This window comes from Roseateles sp. P2_H4, from assembly GCF_056403315.1.
Genome location: NZ_JBFUFR010000022.1, coordinates 74,344 through 92,488, shown reverse-complemented (window position 1 = coordinate 92,488; position 18,145 = coordinate 74,344). Strand labels below are relative to the sequence as shown.

The 18,145-nt window shown below is 65.4% G+C and carries 16 protein-coding genes; 6 read left to right on the top strand and 10 right to left on the bottom strand.

Features of this window, described 5'->3' with window-relative positions:
• Positions 1 to 63: 63 nt before the first annotated feature.
• The 8 genes from rfbC to AC1DW3_RS17480 are packed head-to-tail and all read right to left on the bottom strand — an operon-like array spanning position 64 to position 8,541.
• Positions 64 to 615: a dTDP-4-dehydrorhamnose 3,5-epimerase gene (gene rfbC / locus AC1DW3_RS17515; RefSeq protein WP_477933192.1), complete on the bottom strand. Its 552-nt coding sequence runs from the start codon at positions 613 to 615 to the stop codon at positions 64 to 66.
• A gap of 2 nt (positions 616 to 617) precedes the next feature.
• A complete protein-coding gene (gene rfbA / locus AC1DW3_RS17510; protein WP_477933190.1) occupies positions 618 to 1,502 on the bottom strand; it encodes a glucose-1-phosphate thymidylyltransferase RfbA in 885 nt (294 codons plus the stop codon).
• 8 nt (positions 1,503 to 1,510) lie between these two features.
• Positions 1,511 to 2,392 (bottom strand): dTDP-4-dehydrorhamnose reductase, encoded by an 882-nt coding sequence (gene rfbD / locus AC1DW3_RS17505; protein ID WP_477933188.1) that lies wholly within the window; start codon positions 2,390 to 2,392, stop codon positions 1,511 to 1,513.
• On the bottom strand, positions 2,389 to 3,447 hold the full coding sequence (gene rfbB, locus AC1DW3_RS17500; protein ID WP_477933186.1) for a dTDP-glucose 4,6-dehydratase: 1,059 nt from the start codon (positions 3,445 to 3,447) through the stop codon (positions 2,389 to 2,391). Before rfbB ends, rfbD begins: the two co-directional genes overlap by 4 nt.
• Positions 3,444 to 4,877 carry a mannose-1-phosphate guanylyltransferase/mannose-6-phosphate isomerase gene (locus AC1DW3_RS17495; protein ID WP_477933185.1) on the bottom strand — a complete coding sequence of 478 codons (1,434 nt, stop codon included), beginning with the start codon at positions 4,875 to 4,877 and terminating at the stop codon, positions 3,444 to 3,446. The genes rfbB and AC1DW3_RS17495 overlap by 4 nt, the downstream gene beginning before the upstream one ends.
• 16 nt (positions 4,878 to 4,893) lie before the next feature.
• On the bottom strand, positions 4,894 to 5,913 hold the full coding sequence (gene galE, locus AC1DW3_RS17490; protein ID WP_477933183.1) for a UDP-glucose 4-epimerase GalE: 1,020 nt from the start codon (positions 5,911 to 5,913) through the stop codon (positions 4,894 to 4,896).
• Entirely contained in the window at positions 5,913 to 7,124 is a 1,212-nt protein-coding gene (locus tag AC1DW3_RS17485; RefSeq protein WP_477933181.1) for a hypothetical protein, read from the bottom strand. Before AC1DW3_RS17485 ends, galE begins: the two co-directional genes overlap by 1 nt.
• Positions 7,125 to 7,152: 28 nt before the next feature.
• The gene (locus tag AC1DW3_RS17480; protein WP_477933179.1) at positions 7,153 to 8,541 is read right to left on the bottom strand and encodes an undecaprenyl-phosphate glucose phosphotransferase; all 1,389 of its coding nucleotides are present in this window, start codon (positions 8,539 to 8,541) and stop codon (positions 7,153 to 7,155) included.
• A 132-nt stretch (positions 8,542 to 8,673) separates the two neighbouring features.
• On the opposite strand from AC1DW3_RS17480, the gene AC1DW3_RS17475 reads away from it, so the two are divergent.
• The 6 genes from AC1DW3_RS17475 (at position 8,674) to aspS (ending at position 15,227) form a co-directional block, all read left to right on the top strand.
• On the top strand, positions 8,674 to 9,228 hold the full coding sequence (locus tag AC1DW3_RS17475; RefSeq protein ID WP_477933177.1) for a hypothetical protein: 555 nt from the start codon (positions 8,674 to 8,676) through the stop codon (positions 9,226 to 9,228).
• Positions 9,225 to 10,790 (top strand): ubiquinone biosynthesis regulatory protein kinase UbiB, encoded by a 1,566-nt coding sequence (gene ubiB / locus AC1DW3_RS17470; RefSeq protein WP_477933175.1) that lies wholly within the window; start codon positions 9,225 to 9,227, stop codon positions 10,788 to 10,790. The genes AC1DW3_RS17475 and ubiB overlap by 4 nt, the downstream gene beginning before the upstream one ends.
• A gap of 67 nt (positions 10,791 to 10,857) precedes the next feature.
• Positions 10,858 to 12,321 (top strand): high affinity choline transporter 1, encoded by a 1,464-nt coding sequence (locus AC1DW3_RS17465; protein WP_477933174.1) that lies wholly within the window; start codon positions 10,858 to 10,860, stop codon positions 12,319 to 12,321.
• Positions 12,322 to 12,366: 45 nt separating this feature from the next.
• Positions 12,367 to 12,666 (top strand): FmdB family zinc ribbon protein, encoded by a 300-nt coding sequence (locus tag AC1DW3_RS17460; RefSeq protein ID WP_477933172.1) that lies wholly within the window; start codon positions 12,367 to 12,369, stop codon positions 12,664 to 12,666.
• An 11-nt stretch (positions 12,667 to 12,677) separates the two neighbouring features.
• Positions 12,678 to 13,346 carry a DUF502 domain-containing protein gene (locus tag AC1DW3_RS17455; RefSeq protein ID WP_477933170.1) on the top strand — a complete coding sequence of 223 codons (669 nt, stop codon included), beginning with the start codon at positions 12,678 to 12,680 and terminating at the stop codon, positions 13,344 to 13,346.
• 87 nt (positions 13,347 to 13,433) lie between these two features.
• Positions 13,434 to 15,227 carry an aspartate--tRNA ligase gene (gene aspS / locus AC1DW3_RS17450; protein WP_477933168.1) on the top strand — a complete coding sequence of 598 codons (1,794 nt, stop codon included), beginning with the start codon at positions 13,434 to 13,436 and terminating at the stop codon, positions 15,225 to 15,227.
• Positions 15,228 to 15,306: 79 nt separating this feature from the next.
• Here the strand turns inward: aspS and AC1DW3_RS17445 are convergent, their stop codons facing one another.
• A complete protein-coding gene (locus AC1DW3_RS17445; protein WP_477933167.1) occupies positions 15,307 to 15,942 on the bottom strand; it encodes a hypothetical protein in 636 nt (211 codons plus the stop codon).
• Between the two features lie 250 nt (positions 15,943 to 16,192).
• Positions 16,193 to 18,085, bottom strand: coding sequence for a sensor histidine kinase (locus AC1DW3_RS17440; protein ID WP_477933165.1), 1,893 nt, complete (start codon positions 18,083 to 18,085; stop codon positions 16,193 to 16,195).
• Between the last annotated feature and the right edge of the window lie 60 nt (positions 18,086 to 18,145).

Sequence of the window (18,145 nt, the reverse complement as noted above, 5' to 3'; positions counted from 1 at the left end):
TCGGGCCTAGGCCGAAAGCAATGCACCGATGTCGTACATCTTCGCCTGAGCGGGCAGACTTACTCAGTCGAAATGCCGGGCTTGGTGCAGCGGTGGCGCTGCCACGTCCTTGGCGGAGAGTTGTGGCGTTATGCCTTCCAAAGGCCACACGACTCCGATCGTCGGATCGTCCCAGCGCACCGCGCCCTCGTGCTCTGGCGCGTAGTGGCCACTGGTCTTGTAGAGGAAATCCGCGGTTTCGCTGATGACGACAAAGCCATGGGCGAAGCCAGGTGGAATCCAGACTTGGCGCTGGTTTTCGGCGGTTAACTCGTAACCCACCCAGCGGCCAAAATTGGGGCTGGATCGCCGCAGGTCCACGGCGACGTCGAACACCGCACCACTCACGCAGCGCACGAGCTTTCCCTGGGCATGTGGGGCGAGCTGGTAGTGCAGGCCGCGCAGCACGCCGCGCGAGGAGCGCGAGTGGTTGTCCTGAACGAAATGAACGTCGTAGCCGAGTGCTTTGTTGAAGCGCTCCTCGTTCCAGCTTTCCATGAAGAAGCCGCGGGCATCGCCAAAGACTTTGGGTTCGATGAGCAGAACTTCGGGCAAGGCCGTCGGGGTCACGTTCATGGTCAGCGCGCCAGATCGGTGAGCAGCTTGAGCAGGTATTGGCCGTAGCCGTTCTTGGCCAGCGGCTGCGCCAGGGCTTCAAGCTCGGTCGCGCTGATCCAGCCGGAGCGAAAGGCAATTTCTTCAGGGCAGGCGACTTTCAGGCCCTGGCGCTTTTCCAGCGTGGCGATGAACTGACCGGCCTCCATGAGGCTGTCGTGCGTGCCCGTGTCCAGCCAGGCATAGCCGCGGCCCATGATCTCGACGCTGAGCTGGCCTTGTTTCAGGTAGTGCGCGTTGACGTCGGTGATCTCGAGCTCGCCTCGTGCGCTTGGCTTGATGCTGGCGGCGATGTCGCAGACCTGCTCGTCGTAGAAGTACAGGCCCGTCACCGCGTAGTTGCTCTTCGGCACCTTGGGCTTCTCCTCGATGGAGAGCGCTCGCAGGCTGCGGTCGAACTCGACGACGCCATAGCGCTCGGGGTCCGTCACGTGATACGCGAAGACACTGGCACCCTCGGTTCGCGTCGTGGCGTTGCTCAGCAAACCGGCGAAATCGTGGCCGTAAAAGATGTTGTCACCCAGGACGAGGGCGCTCGGCGCACCATCGACGAAGTCGCGGCCCAGGATGAAGGCCTGGGCCAGGCCATCGGGACTGGGCTGCACGCAGTAGCTGATGTTCAGGCCCCAGCGCGAGCCGTCGCCCAGGAGGGCTTCGAAGCGGGGTGTGTCCTGCGGGGTGCTGATCAGCAGGATGTCGCGGATGCCCGCGAGCATCAGCGTGCTCAGCGGGTAATAGACCATGGGCTTGTCGTAGACCGGCAGCAGTTGCTTGCTCATCGCCAGCGTGGCTGGATGCAGGCGGGTGCCGGACCCGCCAGCGAGGATGATGCCCTTGCGGTTTTTCATCGGAGGCCTCAAAGAATTTCGTTCAACATGCGTTCCACGCCCTGCTGCCAGTGCGGCAGGCACAGGCCGAAGCGCTGCTGCAGCTTGGCCGTGGACAGGCGGGAGTTCAGCGGGCGCTTGGCCGGCGTCGGGTAGTCGGTGGTCGGAATCGGCAGGATCTGCTCTTGTGCAACCTTGACGAGGCTACCGCGCGTGCGTGCGAATTCAATGACGAAGCGGGCGTAGTCGTGCCAGTTCGTTTCACCGCCAGCCACCGCGTGATAGGTGCCCGTCAGCGCCGGGTTGGCCCGTGCGGCGCGCAGCATGTGAACCGTGAGGTCAGCCAGCAGCTCGGCCCCCGTGGGCGCGCCGATCTGGTCGGCGATGACCTTGAGCTGCTCGCGCTCGGCGGCGAGACGCAACATGGTCTTGGCGAAATTGCCGCCGCGGGCGGCGTAGACCCAACTGGTGCGCAGGATGAGGTGCTGGCAGCCGCTGGCGCGGATGGCGTCCTCGCCCTCAGCCTTGGTCGCGCCGTAGACGCTCAAGGGGCCGATGGGGGCCTCCTCGTCGCGGGCATGGCTGCCGCTGCCGTCGAAGACGTAGTCCGTCGAATAGTGCACCAGCAGCGCACCCATGCGCTTGGCCTCGATGGCGAGCAGGGCAGGCGCGGTGGCGTTGATCTGGCGCGCCAGCTCGGGCTCGCTCTCGGCCTTGTCGACGGCGGTGTGGGCCGCGGCATTGACGATGACCTGCGGGCCGATTTCTTTCACCCGCGCCAGCAGGGTTTCGGGCTGGGTGAAGTCGGCGCCGTCGTCATGGTCCATCGCCACGATCTCGCCAGCCACGGCCAGCGAGCGTTGCAGTTCCCAGCCGACCTGGCCACCCTTGCCGAGCAACAGGATCTTCATGGCGTGTACTGCTTGGACACCCAATCCTTGTAGGCGCCGCTTTGCACGCGGGCGACCCACTCGGGATGGTCCAGATACCACTGCACCGTCTTGCGGATGCCGGTTTCGAAGGTCTCGGCCGGGCGCCAGCCGAGTTCGCGTTCGATCTTGCGCGCGTCGATGGCGTAGCGGCGGTCGTGGCCGGGGCGGTCCTTCACATAGGTGATGAGGCGCTCATAAGGGCCATCCGCCGAGGGCTTGAGCTCGTCGAGCAGGGCGCACACCGTCTTGACGATGTCGATGTTGGCCTTCTCGTTCCAGCCACCGATGTTGTAGGTTTCGCCCAGCTTGCCGCCCGCCAGCACAGCGCGGATGCCGCTGCAATGGTCGGTCACATAGAGCCAGTCGCGGATCTGCTGGCCGTCACCGTAGACGGGCAGGGGCTTGCCCGCCAGCGCGTTGACGATCATCAGCGGGATCAGCTTCTCGGGGAAGTGATAAGGCCCGTAGTTGTTCGAGCAGTTGGTCGTGACGACCGGCAGGCCATAGGTGTGGTGCCAGGCGCGCACGAGGTGGTCGCTGGCAGCCTTGCTGGCCGAGTAGGGGCTGTTGGGCTCGTAGGGGTGCGTCTCGGCGAAGGGGGGCTCGCTGGGCTTCAGCGAGCCGTAGACCTCGTCCGTCGACACATGGTGGAAGCGGAAGTTGGCTTTGGCCTCGCCTTCCAGCCCGCCCCAATAGGCGCGCGCAGCCTCCAGAAGCGTGAACGTGCCTTCGACGTTCGTCTTCATGAAGGCGCCGGGGCCGTGGATGGAGCGGTCCACGTGGCTTTCGGCCGCGAAATGGACGATTGCGCGTGGCTTGTACGTAGCCAGCAACTGGTCGATCAGGGCGCGGTCGCCGATGTCGCCCTTGACGAAGATGTGGCGGACGTCGCCGTCCAGCGAAGCCAGGTTCTCGAGGTTGCCCGCGTAGGTCAGTGCGTCCAGGTTGATGACGGACTCGTCGCTATCGCGCAGCCAGTCCAGCACGAAATTGCTGCCGATGAAACCGGCGCCGCCGGTAACGAGGATGGTCATGTTCTTCCGTAAGTGTCTTCAAAACGGACGATGTCGTCCTCGCCCAGGTAGGAGCCGGACTGCACCTCGATGATCTCCAGCGGCACCTTGCCCGGGTTGGCGAGGCGATGAGTCTGGCCCAGCGGGATGTAGGTGGACTGGTTCTCGGTCAACAGGATGGTCTTGTCGCCGTTGACGATCTCGGCCGTGCCGCTGACGACGATCCAGTGCTCCGCGCGGTGGTGGTGCATCTGCAGGCTCAAGGATGCGCCCGGCTTGACCATGATGCGCTTGACCTGGAAGCGCTCACCCGAGTCGATGCTGTCGTACCAGCCCCAGGGGCGGTGCACCTTGCGGTGCAGGGCGTGCTCGCCGCGCTGCTCGGCGCCCAGGCGGTTGACGATCTGCTTGACCTCCTGGCTGCGCGAACGGTCGCTGACCAGCACGGCGTCGGCCGTCTCGACAACGACGATGTCCGTCAGGCCGACGACGCCGACGAGGCGGCTGGTGGCGTGCACCAGGGTGTTCTTGCTGTCGGCGATCAGCGCGTCACCGACGAAGGCATTGCCGTTCTCGTCCTTCTCGGCCACCTGCCAGACCGCTTCCCAGGCGCCCAGGTCATTCCAGCCGGCATCCAGCGCCACCATGCGCAGCGGGATGTCGGTGCCTGGGCAGCGCTCCATGACGGCATAGTCGACGGATTCGCTGGGCACGGCGGCGAACTCGGGCTTGCCCGGGCGGACGAACTTGGCGTCGGTCTTGCGCACGGCCCAGGCGGCGCGCGTGGCGGTGGCGATGTCGGGGCGGAACCGCTCCAGCGCTTTCATCCAGACGCTGGCGCGCAGCACGAACATGCCGCTGTTCCAGTAGTAGTCGCCTTCGGCCAGATAGCGCTCGGCGGTTTCGAGATTGGGTTTCTCGACGAATTGCGCGACGGCCAGGCCGGCGGCGTCACCCGCCGTGCGGATATAGCCATAGCCCGTCTCGGGGCGGTCTGGCGTGATGCCGAGGATGGCGATGGCACCTTCGGCGGCGATTCGGACGGCGTCCTGCAGCGCGGCCGTGAAGGCGGCGGCGTTGGTGACGGTCTGGTCGGCGGGTGTCACGACGAGGACGGGGTCCTGGCCGCCCTCGAGTGCGGCCAGCGCTGCCAGCGTCAGGGCCGGCGCCGTATTGCGGCCCAGCGGCTCCAGCAGCACGCTGCTGGGCTCCAGCCGGGTTTCGCGGAGCTGGTCCAGCACCAGGAAGCGGTGCTCCTCGTTGCCGACGATGCAGGGGCCGGCCAGTTCGAACTCGGGCGAGGCCAATGCGGCCAGGCGGCGGGCAGCCAGCTGGAACAGGCTTTCGTTGCCCGACAGCACGAGGAATTGCTTGGGATAGCCGCTGCGCGACAGCGGCCAAAGCCGGGTGCCTGAGCCGCCGGCCATGATGACGGGTTGGACCTGAATCATTGTTGTGTTGCCGGTGTCAGGCAGGTTTGAATCCGTGGGGATTGTGGTGCTGCCAGCGCCAGCTGTCCTCGCACATGCGGGCGAGGTCGAGTTTGGCTTCCCAGCCCAGGGTATCTCGGGCCAGCGTCGGGTCGGCCCAGCAGGCCGCGATGTCACCCGGACGGCGCGGCACGATTTCATAGGGCACGCTGCGGCCGCTGGCGGTCTCGTAGGCGCGCACCAGGTCCAGCACGCTGTAGCCCTGGCCGGTCCCGAGGTTGACCGTCAACGAGCCTGGGTTGCCAAGCAACCAGCGCAATGCAGCAACATGACCCTCAGCCAGGTCGCTCACGTGGATGTAGTCGCGCACGCCGGTGCCGTCGGGCGTCGGGTAGTCGTTGCCGAACACGGAGAGTCGGTCGCGCCGGCCGACCGCGACCTGGGCGACATAAGGCATCAGGTTGTTGGGCGTGCCGCGCGGGTCTTCGCCGATGCGGCCGCTCTGGTGGGCGCCGACAGGGTTGAAGTAGCGCAGGCAGGCGGTCTGCCAGCTGGGTTCGGCGACGCCCAGGTCGTGCAGGATCTGCTCGCCCATCAGCTTGGTCGCGCCGTAGGGGTTGGTCGACGAGGTTGGCGCGTCTTCACGCAGCGGCAGCTTCTCGGGCGCGCCGTAGACCGTGGCGCTGGAGCTGAACACCATGCGCATGCAGCCGTGGCGCTTCATGACCTCGCAGGTGTTGACGAGGCCACCGAGGTTGTTGCGGTAGTAGGCCAGCGGCTGACTGACCGATTCGCCGACTGCCTTGTAGGCCGCGAAATGCACGACGGCTGCCGGCTTGTAGCTGCCGAAGATCTCGTCCATGGCGGCCGCATCGCAGACGTCGGCGCGTTCGAATTCGATGGGCGCGCCGGCCAGTTCGGCCAGACGCTCCAGCACGACGGGCGAGCTGTTGACGAAGTTGTCCACGCCGACGACGCGATAACCTGCATGCTGCAGGGCGAGCCAGGTGTGCGAGGCGATATAGCCGGCCGCACCGGTGAGCAGGACGGTGGTCATCAGAAGAGGATGGCTTGGGCAGTGCAGCCATAGCTGCTGGCGGTGTAGACGTATTGCGGCACGCTGTTGTCGCGGCTGGCATGGTCGTACTGGCAGCCAAGGTTGATACCGCGGGAGAAAGCCCAGCGAGCGCCGAGGTTGTAGGTCTTGAAGTCGTCCAGCGCATCGGCCACGACAGCGCCCGATGCGCTGGTGCGGGTGCCGCGATTGCGGCTGGCCTTGGCGTTCAGGCTGAGCTTGCTGGTGAGGGCGTAGCTGACACCCACTTGCTCGGTGGTATAGACGCGGTTGAGGTCAGCGGCGCGAACCAGGCTTTCTTGACCGGTGTCGCGGGCGTATTGCAGGTTCAGCTGCAACTTGGCCGTGGGCAGCCAGTTCCAGGCGACTGAGCCGGTCGTGCCGCTGAAATCCCGCAGTTTGTTGTCCAGGCTGTTTTTGGTGCTGCTGCGGCTGATGCGTGTGTTCAGCGTGCTGTGCCCTCCCGTGTTCCACTTCGTGGTGAAGTCGACGTCGTTGCGGGTGTAGTCATTGGGCGATGTGATGACAACGAATTGCAGCGTGGCGGGGTCGAGGGCCAGGCCTACCGGATAGCGCGGATTCGTGCCCTTGGTGTGCCTTGCTACCAAGCCGAGCCTGACATTCCCCGCAGGGGTCGCGTAGATACCCAGCGAACCCACGTTCTGGTGAAAATTGAAGCGGTCGTATTCCGGGGCGCTGAACTCTCGGCGACGGTAGGACCAGCCTGCCTCAAGCGTATATCGCGTGGCGACGCCGAGGCGCGCCAATGCTTGGTACTCATCCTCTCGCTCGGTGTTCTTCTTGAGGATGGGATCGACGCCACTGCCGATGTTGAAGTCTGCAAGAGAGCGATCTGATTTGGCGCTCAGCACACCCGAAAGATCCCCCACCGTCTGCCAGTTCAGCGCAGTGCGCAAGGTGTAGGACAGGTTGTTCAGGTCGCGATTCTCGGCATAGCGGTTGTCTTGTACCGAGCCGTCCAAGGTCAGATGTTGACGACCGAACTTCTGGTCAATGCCGCCGAGCAGGCCGGCGCTGGTGACCCTGTCGTTGTTGGTGGCCGTCGACTGCCTGTACACGTTGGAGACATGGGTCACGCCCAACGAACCGCCCACATAGAAGGGCGTCGTGTCGTCCGTCTGAGCCTGCGCGGATTGAATCGACGCCAGAGTGACGAGCAGCGGCGCAAGCAACGCCCGACGGGGGCAACGGCGAAAGGGCTTAATAGGCATGGCGATCAAAAATCACCAACCTCACCGTCCGCAGAATGATCTGCAGATCGAGGGCCAGCGACCAGTTGCGCAGATATTCGAGATCGTATTCGACGCGTGCAATCATCTTGTCGATGGTGTCGGTCTCGCCACGCAGGCCGTTCACCTGTGCCCAGCCCGTGATGCCGGGCTTGACCTTGTGGCGAACCATATAGGCCTTGATGAGCTTGCGGTATTCCTCGTTGTGCGCCACTGCGTGCGGGCGCGGCCCCACGATGCTCATGCGGCCCTGCAACACGTTGATGAATTGCGGCAACTCGTCCAGCGAAGTGCGACGGATGAAGGCGCCGAAGCGGGTGATGCGCGGGTCGTCCTTGGTGGCCTGCTTGACGACGCTGCCGTTGTCCAGCGCGCGCATGGAGCGGAACTTGTAGACGATGATCTCCTCGCCATCCAGGCCGTTGCGCTTCTGCCTGAAGATGATGGGTCCTGGCGAGCTGAGCTTGACGCCGATGGCCACCAGCAGCAGCAGGGGCGAGATCAGCACGAGGATCAGCGCGGCCAGCACGATGTCGCTGACGCGCTTGATCAGCTGGTTGGTGCCCGTGAACGGGGTCTCGCAGATGCCGACGACAGGCACGCCCGAGATGTCCTGCAGTCGGCCCTGGATGATGCTGATGCCGAACACGTCGGGCACGAAGAAGAGCGAGGCCGTCGTGCCCTGCACCTGTTCCAGCAACTCGACGATGCGCGGCTGGGAGCCCAGGGGCAGGGTGATGTAGACCTCGCGCACGCCCTTGTCGCGCACGAACTCGCTGAGCTGGGCCAGGGTGCCCAGGATGGAGGCGCCAGCTTCAGGGTGGAGGCGCTCAGGTGCGCGGTCGTCGAAATAGCCCAGGCAGATGACGCCCTGGGATTCGCGCAGGGCGCGCGCCACCTTGTGGCCCAGCGCCCCGGCGCCGACGACCACGGCCGTGCGCCTCGCACTCGGGTCGCGTGCCCGCCATTGCTGGATGCGCCGGCCCGTCTCGATGGCGGCGATCTGCGCGATGGGCGTGATGATGGCCCACCAAAGTAGGACTTCATTCTCGAAGTAATGCAGGCTGTTGGTCGCGTAGCCGCACAGCAGCAGGATGCCCAGCAGCACCAGCCAGGAGGACAGCACGTCGACGAGGGCGCTGGCCGGGTGGTCGCTGAAGCGGTTGCGGCCCGGGAAGGTGAGGGCGAAGACCAGCAGGCACAGCGTCAGGGTGGGACGCAGCACCGGCTCGTCGAAATGGCCGTTCACGAGAAGGAAGGTCAGAACGATGATGCCGGGCTCCAGGAAGGCGGCGATCAGGGATTCGACCGACTGCGGCGCGCTGTAGAACGTCCTCTTGTAGCTGCGGTCCTCAAACATCGTGATGGGTTTGGTGGCCCTCGGCTAGGGTCTACCCGGGGCTGAAAATGGATCTGGGATTCTCTACCAACAAATTTGACAACCGAGCCGTTCGCGTCCCTTGTTCATGGTCCGCTGCCTACAATCTTGTGTATGTCTGCGTCCTGGTCCATGCCGCCCCTGCCTCCTCTGCCGTCCATCACACCCTTGCTGATGCCGGCTCTGCAGGACCGCCTCGTTTTGCTGATCAACCATGTCGTTTCGCGTGAGCCCATCGCTGCGCAGCGCCTGAAGCCGCTGGCCGGGCGTGGCCTGGTCGTCCATCTGGCCGGTTGGCCGACCTTGTTGCCGGCCGCCCCCGATCTGGTACTGGGTGTTACGCCTGCCGGCCTGTTCGAACGGCTGGATGCCCCGCCGCCGGGCGCCGGTGGCCTGCGCATCGAGATCGACGCCTCCAACCCCGCCAAGCTGGCCCTGGGTGCGTTCACCGGTGAGGCGCCCACCGTCGGCGTGCAGGGCGATGCCGCTTTTGCCGGCGAGATGCACTGGTTGATGGACAACCTGCGCTGGGACATCGAGGACGACTTGGCCGGCATCGTCGGGCCCTTGCCCGCCCGCCAGCTGGCCCAGTTCGGTCGCACGCTGCGGCGCACGCTGTCGGGCATGGCCGCGCGTTTTGCGACGACGACGGCCGGTGGCGGCGCATGAGGTTTGTCTCGCGGCTGCTGGTCATTCTGTGGACGGTCTGGCGCTTTGGTCTCGATGAACTGGCCCTGTCGGGCCTGCGCCGGCGGCGTTTCCAGGTCCTGAGGCGGGCCACCCGGTTCGGCCGACGCTGGCAGCAGCCGCGCGGCGTGCGGTTGCGGCTTGCGCTGGAGGCACTGGGCCCCATCTTCGTCAAGCTTGGCCAGGTGCTGTCGACGCGGCGCGACCTGTTGCCCGAGGACGTGGCGCTGGAGCTGGCCAAGCTGCAGGACCGTGTGCCGCCGTTTCCGGCGGCGTTGTCGCGCGAGCTGGTCGAGCGCGCCTTCGGCGGCCGGCCGTTGGAGGAGCTGTTCGCCAGCTTCGACGCCGAGCCGGTGGCCAGTGCCAGCATCGCCCAGGTCCACTTCGCGACGCTGAAGGACGGCCGCGAAGTCGCCGTCAAGGTGCTGCGCCCGGGCATGCTGGACATCATCGACGACGACCTGTCGCTGATGCGAAAACTCGCCGTCTGGATCGAGCGCTTCTCGGCCGACGGCCGGCGCCTGAAACCGCGCGAGGTCGTCGCCGAGTTCGACACCTATCTGCATGACGAGCTGGACCTGGTGCGCGAGGCCGCCAACGCCGCCCAGCTGCGCCGCAATATGGACGGGCTGGACCTGGTGCTGGTGCCCGAGATGCACTGGGACCTGTGCCGCTCCGAAGTCATCGTCATGGAGCGCATGAAGGGCGTGCCGATCTCGCACCGCCCGGCGCTGGAGGCGGCTGGCATCGACATCGCCAAGCTGGCCCGCGATGGCGTCACCATCTTCTTCACCCAGGTGTTCCGCGACGGCTTCTTCCACGCCGACATGCACCCTGGCAATATCCAGGTGAGCCTGGCGCCCGAGACCTTCGGCCGCTACGTGGCGCTGGACTTCGGCATCATGGGCACGCTGACCGAGGTSGACAAGGATTACCTCGCGCAGAACTTCATCGCCTTCTTCCAGCGCGACTACAAGTGCGTCGCCGAGCTGCACATCGCCTCCGGCTGGGTGCCGCCCGAGACCCGTGTCGATGCGCTCGAGAGCGCGGTCCGGGCGGTTTGCGAGCCTCATTTCGACCGGCCGCTGAAGGACATCTCCCTCGGCCAGGTGCTGTTGCGCCTGTTCCAGACCTCGCGCCGCTTCAACGTCGAGATCCAGCCCCAGCTGGTGCTGCTGCAGAAGACCCTGCTCAACGTGGAAGGCCTGGGCCGGCAACTCGACCCCGAGCTCGACCTCTGGGCGACCGCCAAGCCGTTCCTGGAACGCTGGATGAACGAGCAGGTCGGCTGGCCGGCCCTGGCCAAGCAATTGCAGAAAGAAGCGCCGCGCTTTGCCCAGCTCATCCCTGAGCTGCCGCGCCTGTTGCACGACGCCCTCAAGGGCCAGGCCCAGCGCCGCGACGACGCCGACACACGGGCCCTGGTGCGCGAGCTGCGCCGCACCAACCGGCTGCTGTCCGGCCTGCTCTGGGGTGCGGCCGGCTTCGCCATCGGCGTGGCCGTGGCCTGGCTGACCGTGCGCTTTCTGGGCATCAGCCCTTAGGGCGCATTCATGGCGGCGCCTTCATAATCCGCGCCAAATTTTCGGCCCTTCGCCCGCTTCCACGCTCATGAACACCACGCTCATCGTCTTCGTCGTGCTCTACCTGCTCGGCACGCTGGGCATCGGCGTCTGGGCCGGCACACGGATCAAGAACACCAGCGACTTCGCCGTCGCCGGCCGCAGCCTGCCGCTGATCATGGTGGTCACGACCACCTTCGCGACCTGGTTCGGTGCCGAAACGGTGATGGGCCTGCCGGCCAAATTCGTGCAGGGCGGCCTGGGCGCCGTCGTCGAGGACCCCTTCGGCGCCGGCTTCTGCCTGGTGCTGGTGGGTGCCTTTTTTGCCGCCCGGCTGTACCGCATGAACCTGCTGACCATCGGCGACTTCTACCGCCAGCGCTTCGGCAAGGGCGTCGAGGTGTTCTGCTCGCTGGCCATCATCCTCAGCTACCTCGGCTGGGTGGCGGCCCAGGTCACGGCACTGGGGCTGGTGTTCAACATCCTGACCGACGGCGCCATGAGCCCGCAGACCGGCATGGTCGTCGGCCTGCTGGCGGTGCTGGTCTATGTCGTCATCGGCGGCTTCCTGGCCGTGGCCTGGACGGACTTCATCCAGATGATCGTGCTGGTCATCGGCCTGAGTGTCATCGCGGTGTTCGCCTCCGACCTGGCCGGCGGCGCGGACAAGGTGCTGGCCCTGGCCAAGAGCCGCGACCTGGGCCGCTTCCTGCCCAACCCGACCTTCACCGAGATGGCCATGTTCCTCGGCTCGGGCCTGACGATGATGCTGGGCTCCATCCCGCAGCAGGACGTGTTCCAGCGCGTCATGTCCGCCAAGGATTCGAAAACCGCCCAGCGCGGCGCCATGATCGGCGGCTTCAGCTACATCGCCTTCGCCTTCGTGCCCATGTTCATCGTGCTGGCCGCCGTGGCCGTTATGGGTGACAAGGCGCTGGAATTGGCCCAGAACGACTACCAGCGCGTGCTGCCCAGCTTCGTCATGGGCCATATGCCGCTGTTCATGCAGATCCTGTTCTTCGGCGCCTTGCTGTCGGCCATCAAGAGCACCTCGTCGGCCACGCTGCTGGCGCCGACGACCAGCTTCGTCGAGAACATCCTGAAGCAGATCCGGCCGGGCATGAGCGACAAGCAGTCTCTCGTCGCGATGCGCGTGACGCTGGTGATCTTCGCCTTCGCCGTGCTGGCCTATGCGATCGCGCTGCAGGGCACGTCCATCTACGACCTCGTCAGCGCCGCCTACCAGGTCACGCTGGTCGCCGCCTTCGTGCCGCTGGTGTTCGGCCTGTACTGGAGCCGGGCGACGACCCAGGGCGCCGTGTTCTCCATCTTTGCCGGCATCGCCGTCTGGGTGGCCTTCTTCCCGCAGGTGACGACCTGGGGCGAAGTCTTCCCGGGGCAACTCGCCGGGCTGCTGGCGGCGCTGGTCGGCATGGTGGTCGGCTCGCTGATGCCCCAGGTTCTGACCGACCGCCGCGAGCACGTCAGCCACCATCTGCAGCCCCACGGCTGAGCTGTCCCTTAAAATGGCGGGCTTTGCGCCTCACACGAGCCCATCATGCCGATTTACGCCTACCGCTGCAGCGCCTGTGGCCACGCCAAGGACGTGCTGCAAAAGCTGTCCGACGCGCCGCTGACGACCTGCCCGGCCTGCGCGGCCGAGAGCTTCTCCAAACAGGTTACCGCCGCCGGCTTCCAACTGAAAGGTTCGGGCTGGTACGCGACCGATTTCAAGGGTGGCTCGTCAGCTCCCGCGGCCCCGGCCGCCGCCGATGCGACCAAGCCTGAGGCGCCCAAGACCGAAGCTTCGGCCTCGTCCTCCTCCACCCCCTGTGGCGGCTCCTGCGCCTGCCATTGACCGGAAGTTTCGTGGGCGCTTCTCTCCGCAAATACCTGGTCGCCGGCCTGCTCGTCTGGCTGCCGCTCGCCATCACCATCTGGGTGCTGGCCCAGGTGCTGGACGTCGTCAACGGCGTGTTCGGCTCCATGCTGGCGGCGCTGGCCCTGGTCATGCCGGCCTCGCTGAGCACGGCCATCCTGGAACTCCGCCATGTGCCGGGCCTGGGGCTGGTGATCCTGGTCGGTGGCCTGCTGGCCACGGGCGTGCTGGTCGCCAACATCTTCGGCCAGTGGTTGCTGACGCAGTGGGACCGGCTGATGTCCCACATCCCCATCGTCAAGAGCATCTACAGCTCGGTCAAGCAGGTGTCGGACACGCTGTTCTCCAGCAGCGGCAATGCCTTCCGCGAGGCCGTGCTGGTGCAATACCCGCGCGCCGGCTCCTGGACCATCGCCTTCGTCACCGGCTCCCCCAGCGGCGAGGTGGCCTGCCATCTGGAGCAGGAGCATGTCAGCATCTATGTGCCGACGACGCCCAACCCGACGTCGGGTTTCTTCCTCATCGTGCCGCGCGCCGACGTCAAGCCGCTGCACATGACGGTGGACGAGGCGCTCAAGTACATCATCTCCATGGGCACCGTCGCGCCTCTGCCGCATCCGGACGCGGCATTGGCCGATACRCGAAATCASCTGGGTTGAGCGCCCCGGCAGGCGTTCAATCCTGAGAGCCGAGCGAGCTCGCCAGCGCCCCAAGAACATCCCCYGAAAAGAATTCGGAGAAATCCCATGCGTACCTGCTATGCCGGCCAAGTCAGCGAAAAGCTGCTCGACCAGACCGTGACCCTGATGGGCTGGGCCCATCGCCGCCGTGACCACGGTGGCGTCATCTTCATCGACCTGCGCGACCGCGAAGGCCTGGTCCAGATCGTCTGCGACCCCGACCGCGCCGACAGCTTCAAGATCGCGGAAGACGTCCGCAGCGAGTTCTGCCTCAAGATCGTCGGCAAGGTGCGCGCCCGCCCGGCCGGCACCGAGAACGCCAACCTCGTCAGCGGCAAGATCGAAGTGCTGTGCCACGAGATCGAGGTGCTGAACCCGTCGGTGCCCATCCCCTTCCAAATCGACGAAGAGAACCTCAGCGAGACGACCCGCCTCACGCACCGCGTGCTGGACCTGCGCCGCCCCTATATGCAGAACAACCTGATGCTGCGCTACCGCGTCGCGATGGAAGTCCGCAAGTTCCTGGACGAGCATGGCTTCGTCGACATCGAAACGCCGATGCTGACCAAGTCCACGCCCGAAGGTGCGCGCGACTACCTCGTGCCCAGCCGCGTGCATGACGGCCACTTCTTCGCGCTGCCGCAGTCGCCCCAGCTGTTCAAGCAGCTGCTGATGGTGTCGGGCTTCGACCGCTACTACCAGATCACCAAGTGCTTCCGTGACGAGGATCTGCGCGCCGACCGCCAGCCCGAGTTCACGCAGATCGATATCGAGACCAGCTTCCTGACCGAGGAAGAGATCCGCTCGATGTTCGAGGGCATGATCCGCCACGTCTTCCGCAAGGCGCTGAACGTCGAGCTGGGCGACTACCCGGTCATGAAGTACGCGGAAGCCATGCACCGCTTCGGCTCCGACAAGCCCGACCTGCGCGTCAAGCTCGAGTTCACCGAGCTGACCGATGCGATGACGACGGTGGACTTCAAGGTCTTCAGCGGCCCGGCCACCACGCCGGGCGGTCGCGTCGTCGCGCTGCGCGTGCCCAAGGGTGCGTCCATGAGCCGCGGCGAAATCGACGCCTACACCGAGTTCGTCAAGATCTACGGCGCCAAGGGCCTGGCCTGGATCAAGGTCAACGAAGTGGCCAAGGGCCGTGAAGGCCTGCAGTCGCCCATCGTCAAGAACCTGCACGACGAAGCCGTTGCCGAGATCCTCAAGCGCACCGGTGCCCAGGACGGCGACCTGCTGTTCTTCGGCGCCGACAAGGCCAAGGTTGTCAACGACGCCATCGGCGCGCTGCGCCTGAAGGTCGGCCACAGTGAGTTCGGCAAGGCCAACGACCTGTTCAACGACGTCTGGGCGCCGCTGTGGGTGGTCGACTTCCCGATGTTCGAGCACGACGAGGAGAACAACCGCTGGGCGGCCGTTCACCACCCGTTCACGGCCCCCAAGGACGGCCATGAGGACCTGATGACGTCCGACCCGGGCAAGTGCATCGCCAAGGCCTACGACATGGTGCTCAACGGCTGGGAACTGGGTGGCGGCTCGGTGCGTATCCACCGCGCCGAGGTGCAGGCCAAGGTCTTCGAGGCGCTGAACATCAGCGCGGAAGACCAGCGCATCAAGTTCGGCTTCCTGCTGGACGCGCTGCAGTACGGCGCGCCCCCGCACGGTGGCCTGGCCTTCGGCCTGGACCGCATCGTCACGATGATGACCAAGGCCGATTCCATCCGCGACGTCATCGCCTTCCCGAAGACGCAGCGTGCCCAGTGCCTGCTGACCGGCGCGCCGTCGCTGGTCGACGAGAAGCAGCTGCGCGAGCTGCACATCCGCCTGCGCAATGCGGGTGGCACGGCCGCCTGAGCTTCATCTCACCGCTGAAAAGGGCGCCCTTGTGGCGCCCTTTTTTTGCTCTTGGAGGGGTGCCCCCTCCGCGGCCGATCTAGAGCTTTCTGCAATAGGCTTCGCGAATCGTATTGATGTCCCGCTGGTTCAGGGTGGTGCCCCCATTCCCGCCATTCGTCATGACATTGCCAGAGCTCAAAGAGTGGCCTTGGTTGCCGCCGTCAGCGGAGCCCGCAAACAGGGCATGGCCCGCCTCGTGCTGCACGATTTCCTGCAGTCGGTTCTCGAAGTTCTGCAGCGGCGCGTTGGCCAACACTGCGCTGAAATAGTCTGCACTCAAGTTGATGCGAGTCCCTTTCGTTGCGTAAGCGCCATCCCATTGCTTGAAGGTCCAGCCGAGTTGACCACTCGTGCCAGTTCCGGTGACGAAGTCGATGACGATGTCGGCGTCACGGCCGACGACGAAGTTGAAGACTCCGATCCCGCCCCCGACGTTCCAGCCGGAAACTCCTGCCTGAACCGCACGCAGATAGATGGCGGCGATATTGGGATCGTTGAATCGAGGCGCCGCTGAAAGGTCGAGTCCCACCGTCATTGGAAATCGCTTCCAGCGGGTGATGGAGGATTCCGAGCCATAGTTGGGCGTGTTGCCGCACGCTCCATAGATGACAACGTCCGCGCTTCCTCCGCCATTGCCGCTTTCACCTCCACCTCCGCATGAGGCGAGGCCCATGGTGCACGCGATGGCGACGGTCCTATGGATTGCTTTTGGCATCATTCCCCCCGTGGAGTTTTGACAAAGAGATTTGCGCCTGCAGTACTTCTCGATGCACGAGTACAGGCGTGCCAAGTGTGGCGATAGTCATCCGTCTGCTGAATCGCACGAACTGATGAGCCGGTGAGCGCAGAGTCAACGACGCTGGCGCGTTTCAGCCCGATTTGCTAAGCACCGTCGGAGGCGAGCGCTGTCTGAAAGCCTGTGCCTACGGAGCCTGAGTCAGCGAGTCGCGTGGCGCATCTGGCGCAAGGGATGGCGTTGGCGCCATGTGCAGCACATAGCAAGTGCCTTGCGGCCGCCCAGCGATGAATTCGCCGCGTGCGTCCATATCGGCCGCCCGGCGCGCGAGGGAGCGCATGCCGCTGCCAAAACCTGCCGTACTGGGATCGAAGCCGATGCCGTCATCGCAAAAGCTCAGCACCCAGGCGCCCGCGCTTTGCGCATCCGGCCCGATGCTGACCGAGAGCGTTCGGGCCTGCGCGTGGCGCACGACATTGGTCGTCAGCTCGAAGATCAGGCGCTGCAGCGCGATGCAGCGTGCACCGTCCAGCGAATAGGTGTCCGGCGCCAGCGTGCAGTGCCATTGCGTGCGGACACCGCTGTGCTTGAGGCGACGCTCCACCTGATGGCGGATCTGGCCGAGCAGCATCAGCAGGTCGCCGTCGAACTGCTCGGTATTGCTGACCAGCATGCGCATCTGCTCGATGGCGGTGCGTACCTCGTGAACGAGGTCGTCGCGCTTCAGGTCGCCGGACTCCACCTGGGCCAGCAGGGCCTGCAGTTGCAGCCCCATGCCGTCGTGGATGTCGCAAAGGATCCGGTCTCGCTCCTGGCGCTGCAGCTTCAGGTGCGCCTGGGCCTGCTGCTCGTCGAACCGCTGCTCCAGGCGAGCCCGGTGCTCGGCCACTTCGGTCAACATGCCCTCCCGGGCGCGCTGCAAGACAGCCTCCTGGCGGCGCTGACGCTCCAGCAACAGCCAACCCATGGCGATGAGGAACAGCAATTGCGAGTAGCGGGAGATGGTCAGGGAGGAGAAGCCGTCGCTGCTGTAGAAAACCAGCCAGTGGTCATAGATTCCCATGGACACCGCCCCGGCGCCCGCCACGGCCAGGATGGCCGATTCACGGTTTCGTACCCGGAACCACTGCCAGATCACCATCAGGCACAAGAGCACCGAGAAGGCCAGCACGACCGTCAGCCAGACCTGGTGCACCAGCGCGTTGCGCCAGAGGCTGTACCAGGGAATGCAGACCAGCGATGCGAGGGTCAGTGTGGCCATCATTCCCCGCACGGCACGTCCGCGCAGGATCACGGTCTCGGCGCAGAAGGCCGCCAGGCAAAGCAGATAGCAGATATAGATTGCATCGGTGAGCAGACCCCACCAGTCATGGGGCAAGGGTGGCCGCACGACCAGCCTGAAGGAGACGCACAGCGCGCCGAAGAGACAGGCGGCGCAGAACAGCAGCATGGCCCGGTCCCGCGAGCGCCACGCCAGCGGTATCGCGGCGATGGCGAACAGCAGCGAAGTCGCAATGTCCGCGTAGGAGCTCTTGCTCTGGAGCAAGTCGCGCCACTCGTAGCGGGCACGGACTTCGTCGGGTGGACCTACCGTGAGCCTCGAAACCCCGGCGAACCCGGCCATCTCTCCGGCAACTTCCAGCACGAGCTCGTTGCTGCCCGCGCGCAGCGTGTCGGGCGCCATGTACACATACTGCGGCTCCATGCCGTGATCGACATCGACGGCGCGCAGGTCGCCGAAACGCGCCACCACCTGGCCATTGACTCTCACGTGGAAGCGGTTGCCCACCCGCGGCAGGTACAGCCCCCAGCCGCTCACCAGGGCCTCGGGCGGGACGCTGAAGGCCATGCGGTAGCGGTATTGCCCGGACATCCCTGCGGGGTTCCAGACGTGGGGCAGGGACACCTTCTGGGTGGTGCTCGCTTCTGTGCTCGGGCCAGTGCCCGTGCCTGGCATGGATTCCAACTGGGCTTCGGTGAGGTCCTGCAGCGGCCCCTGAGACGGGCCGCAGGCGGCCTGCAGCGCCAGCAGGATGGCGAGCAGCAGCCACCTGGCGACACGATGGGCTGAAGCGACCATGGCTCACGTTACGGGCGAAATTCGATTTGTCGATGCGGAACTCACCTAGCGGGCCTGTAC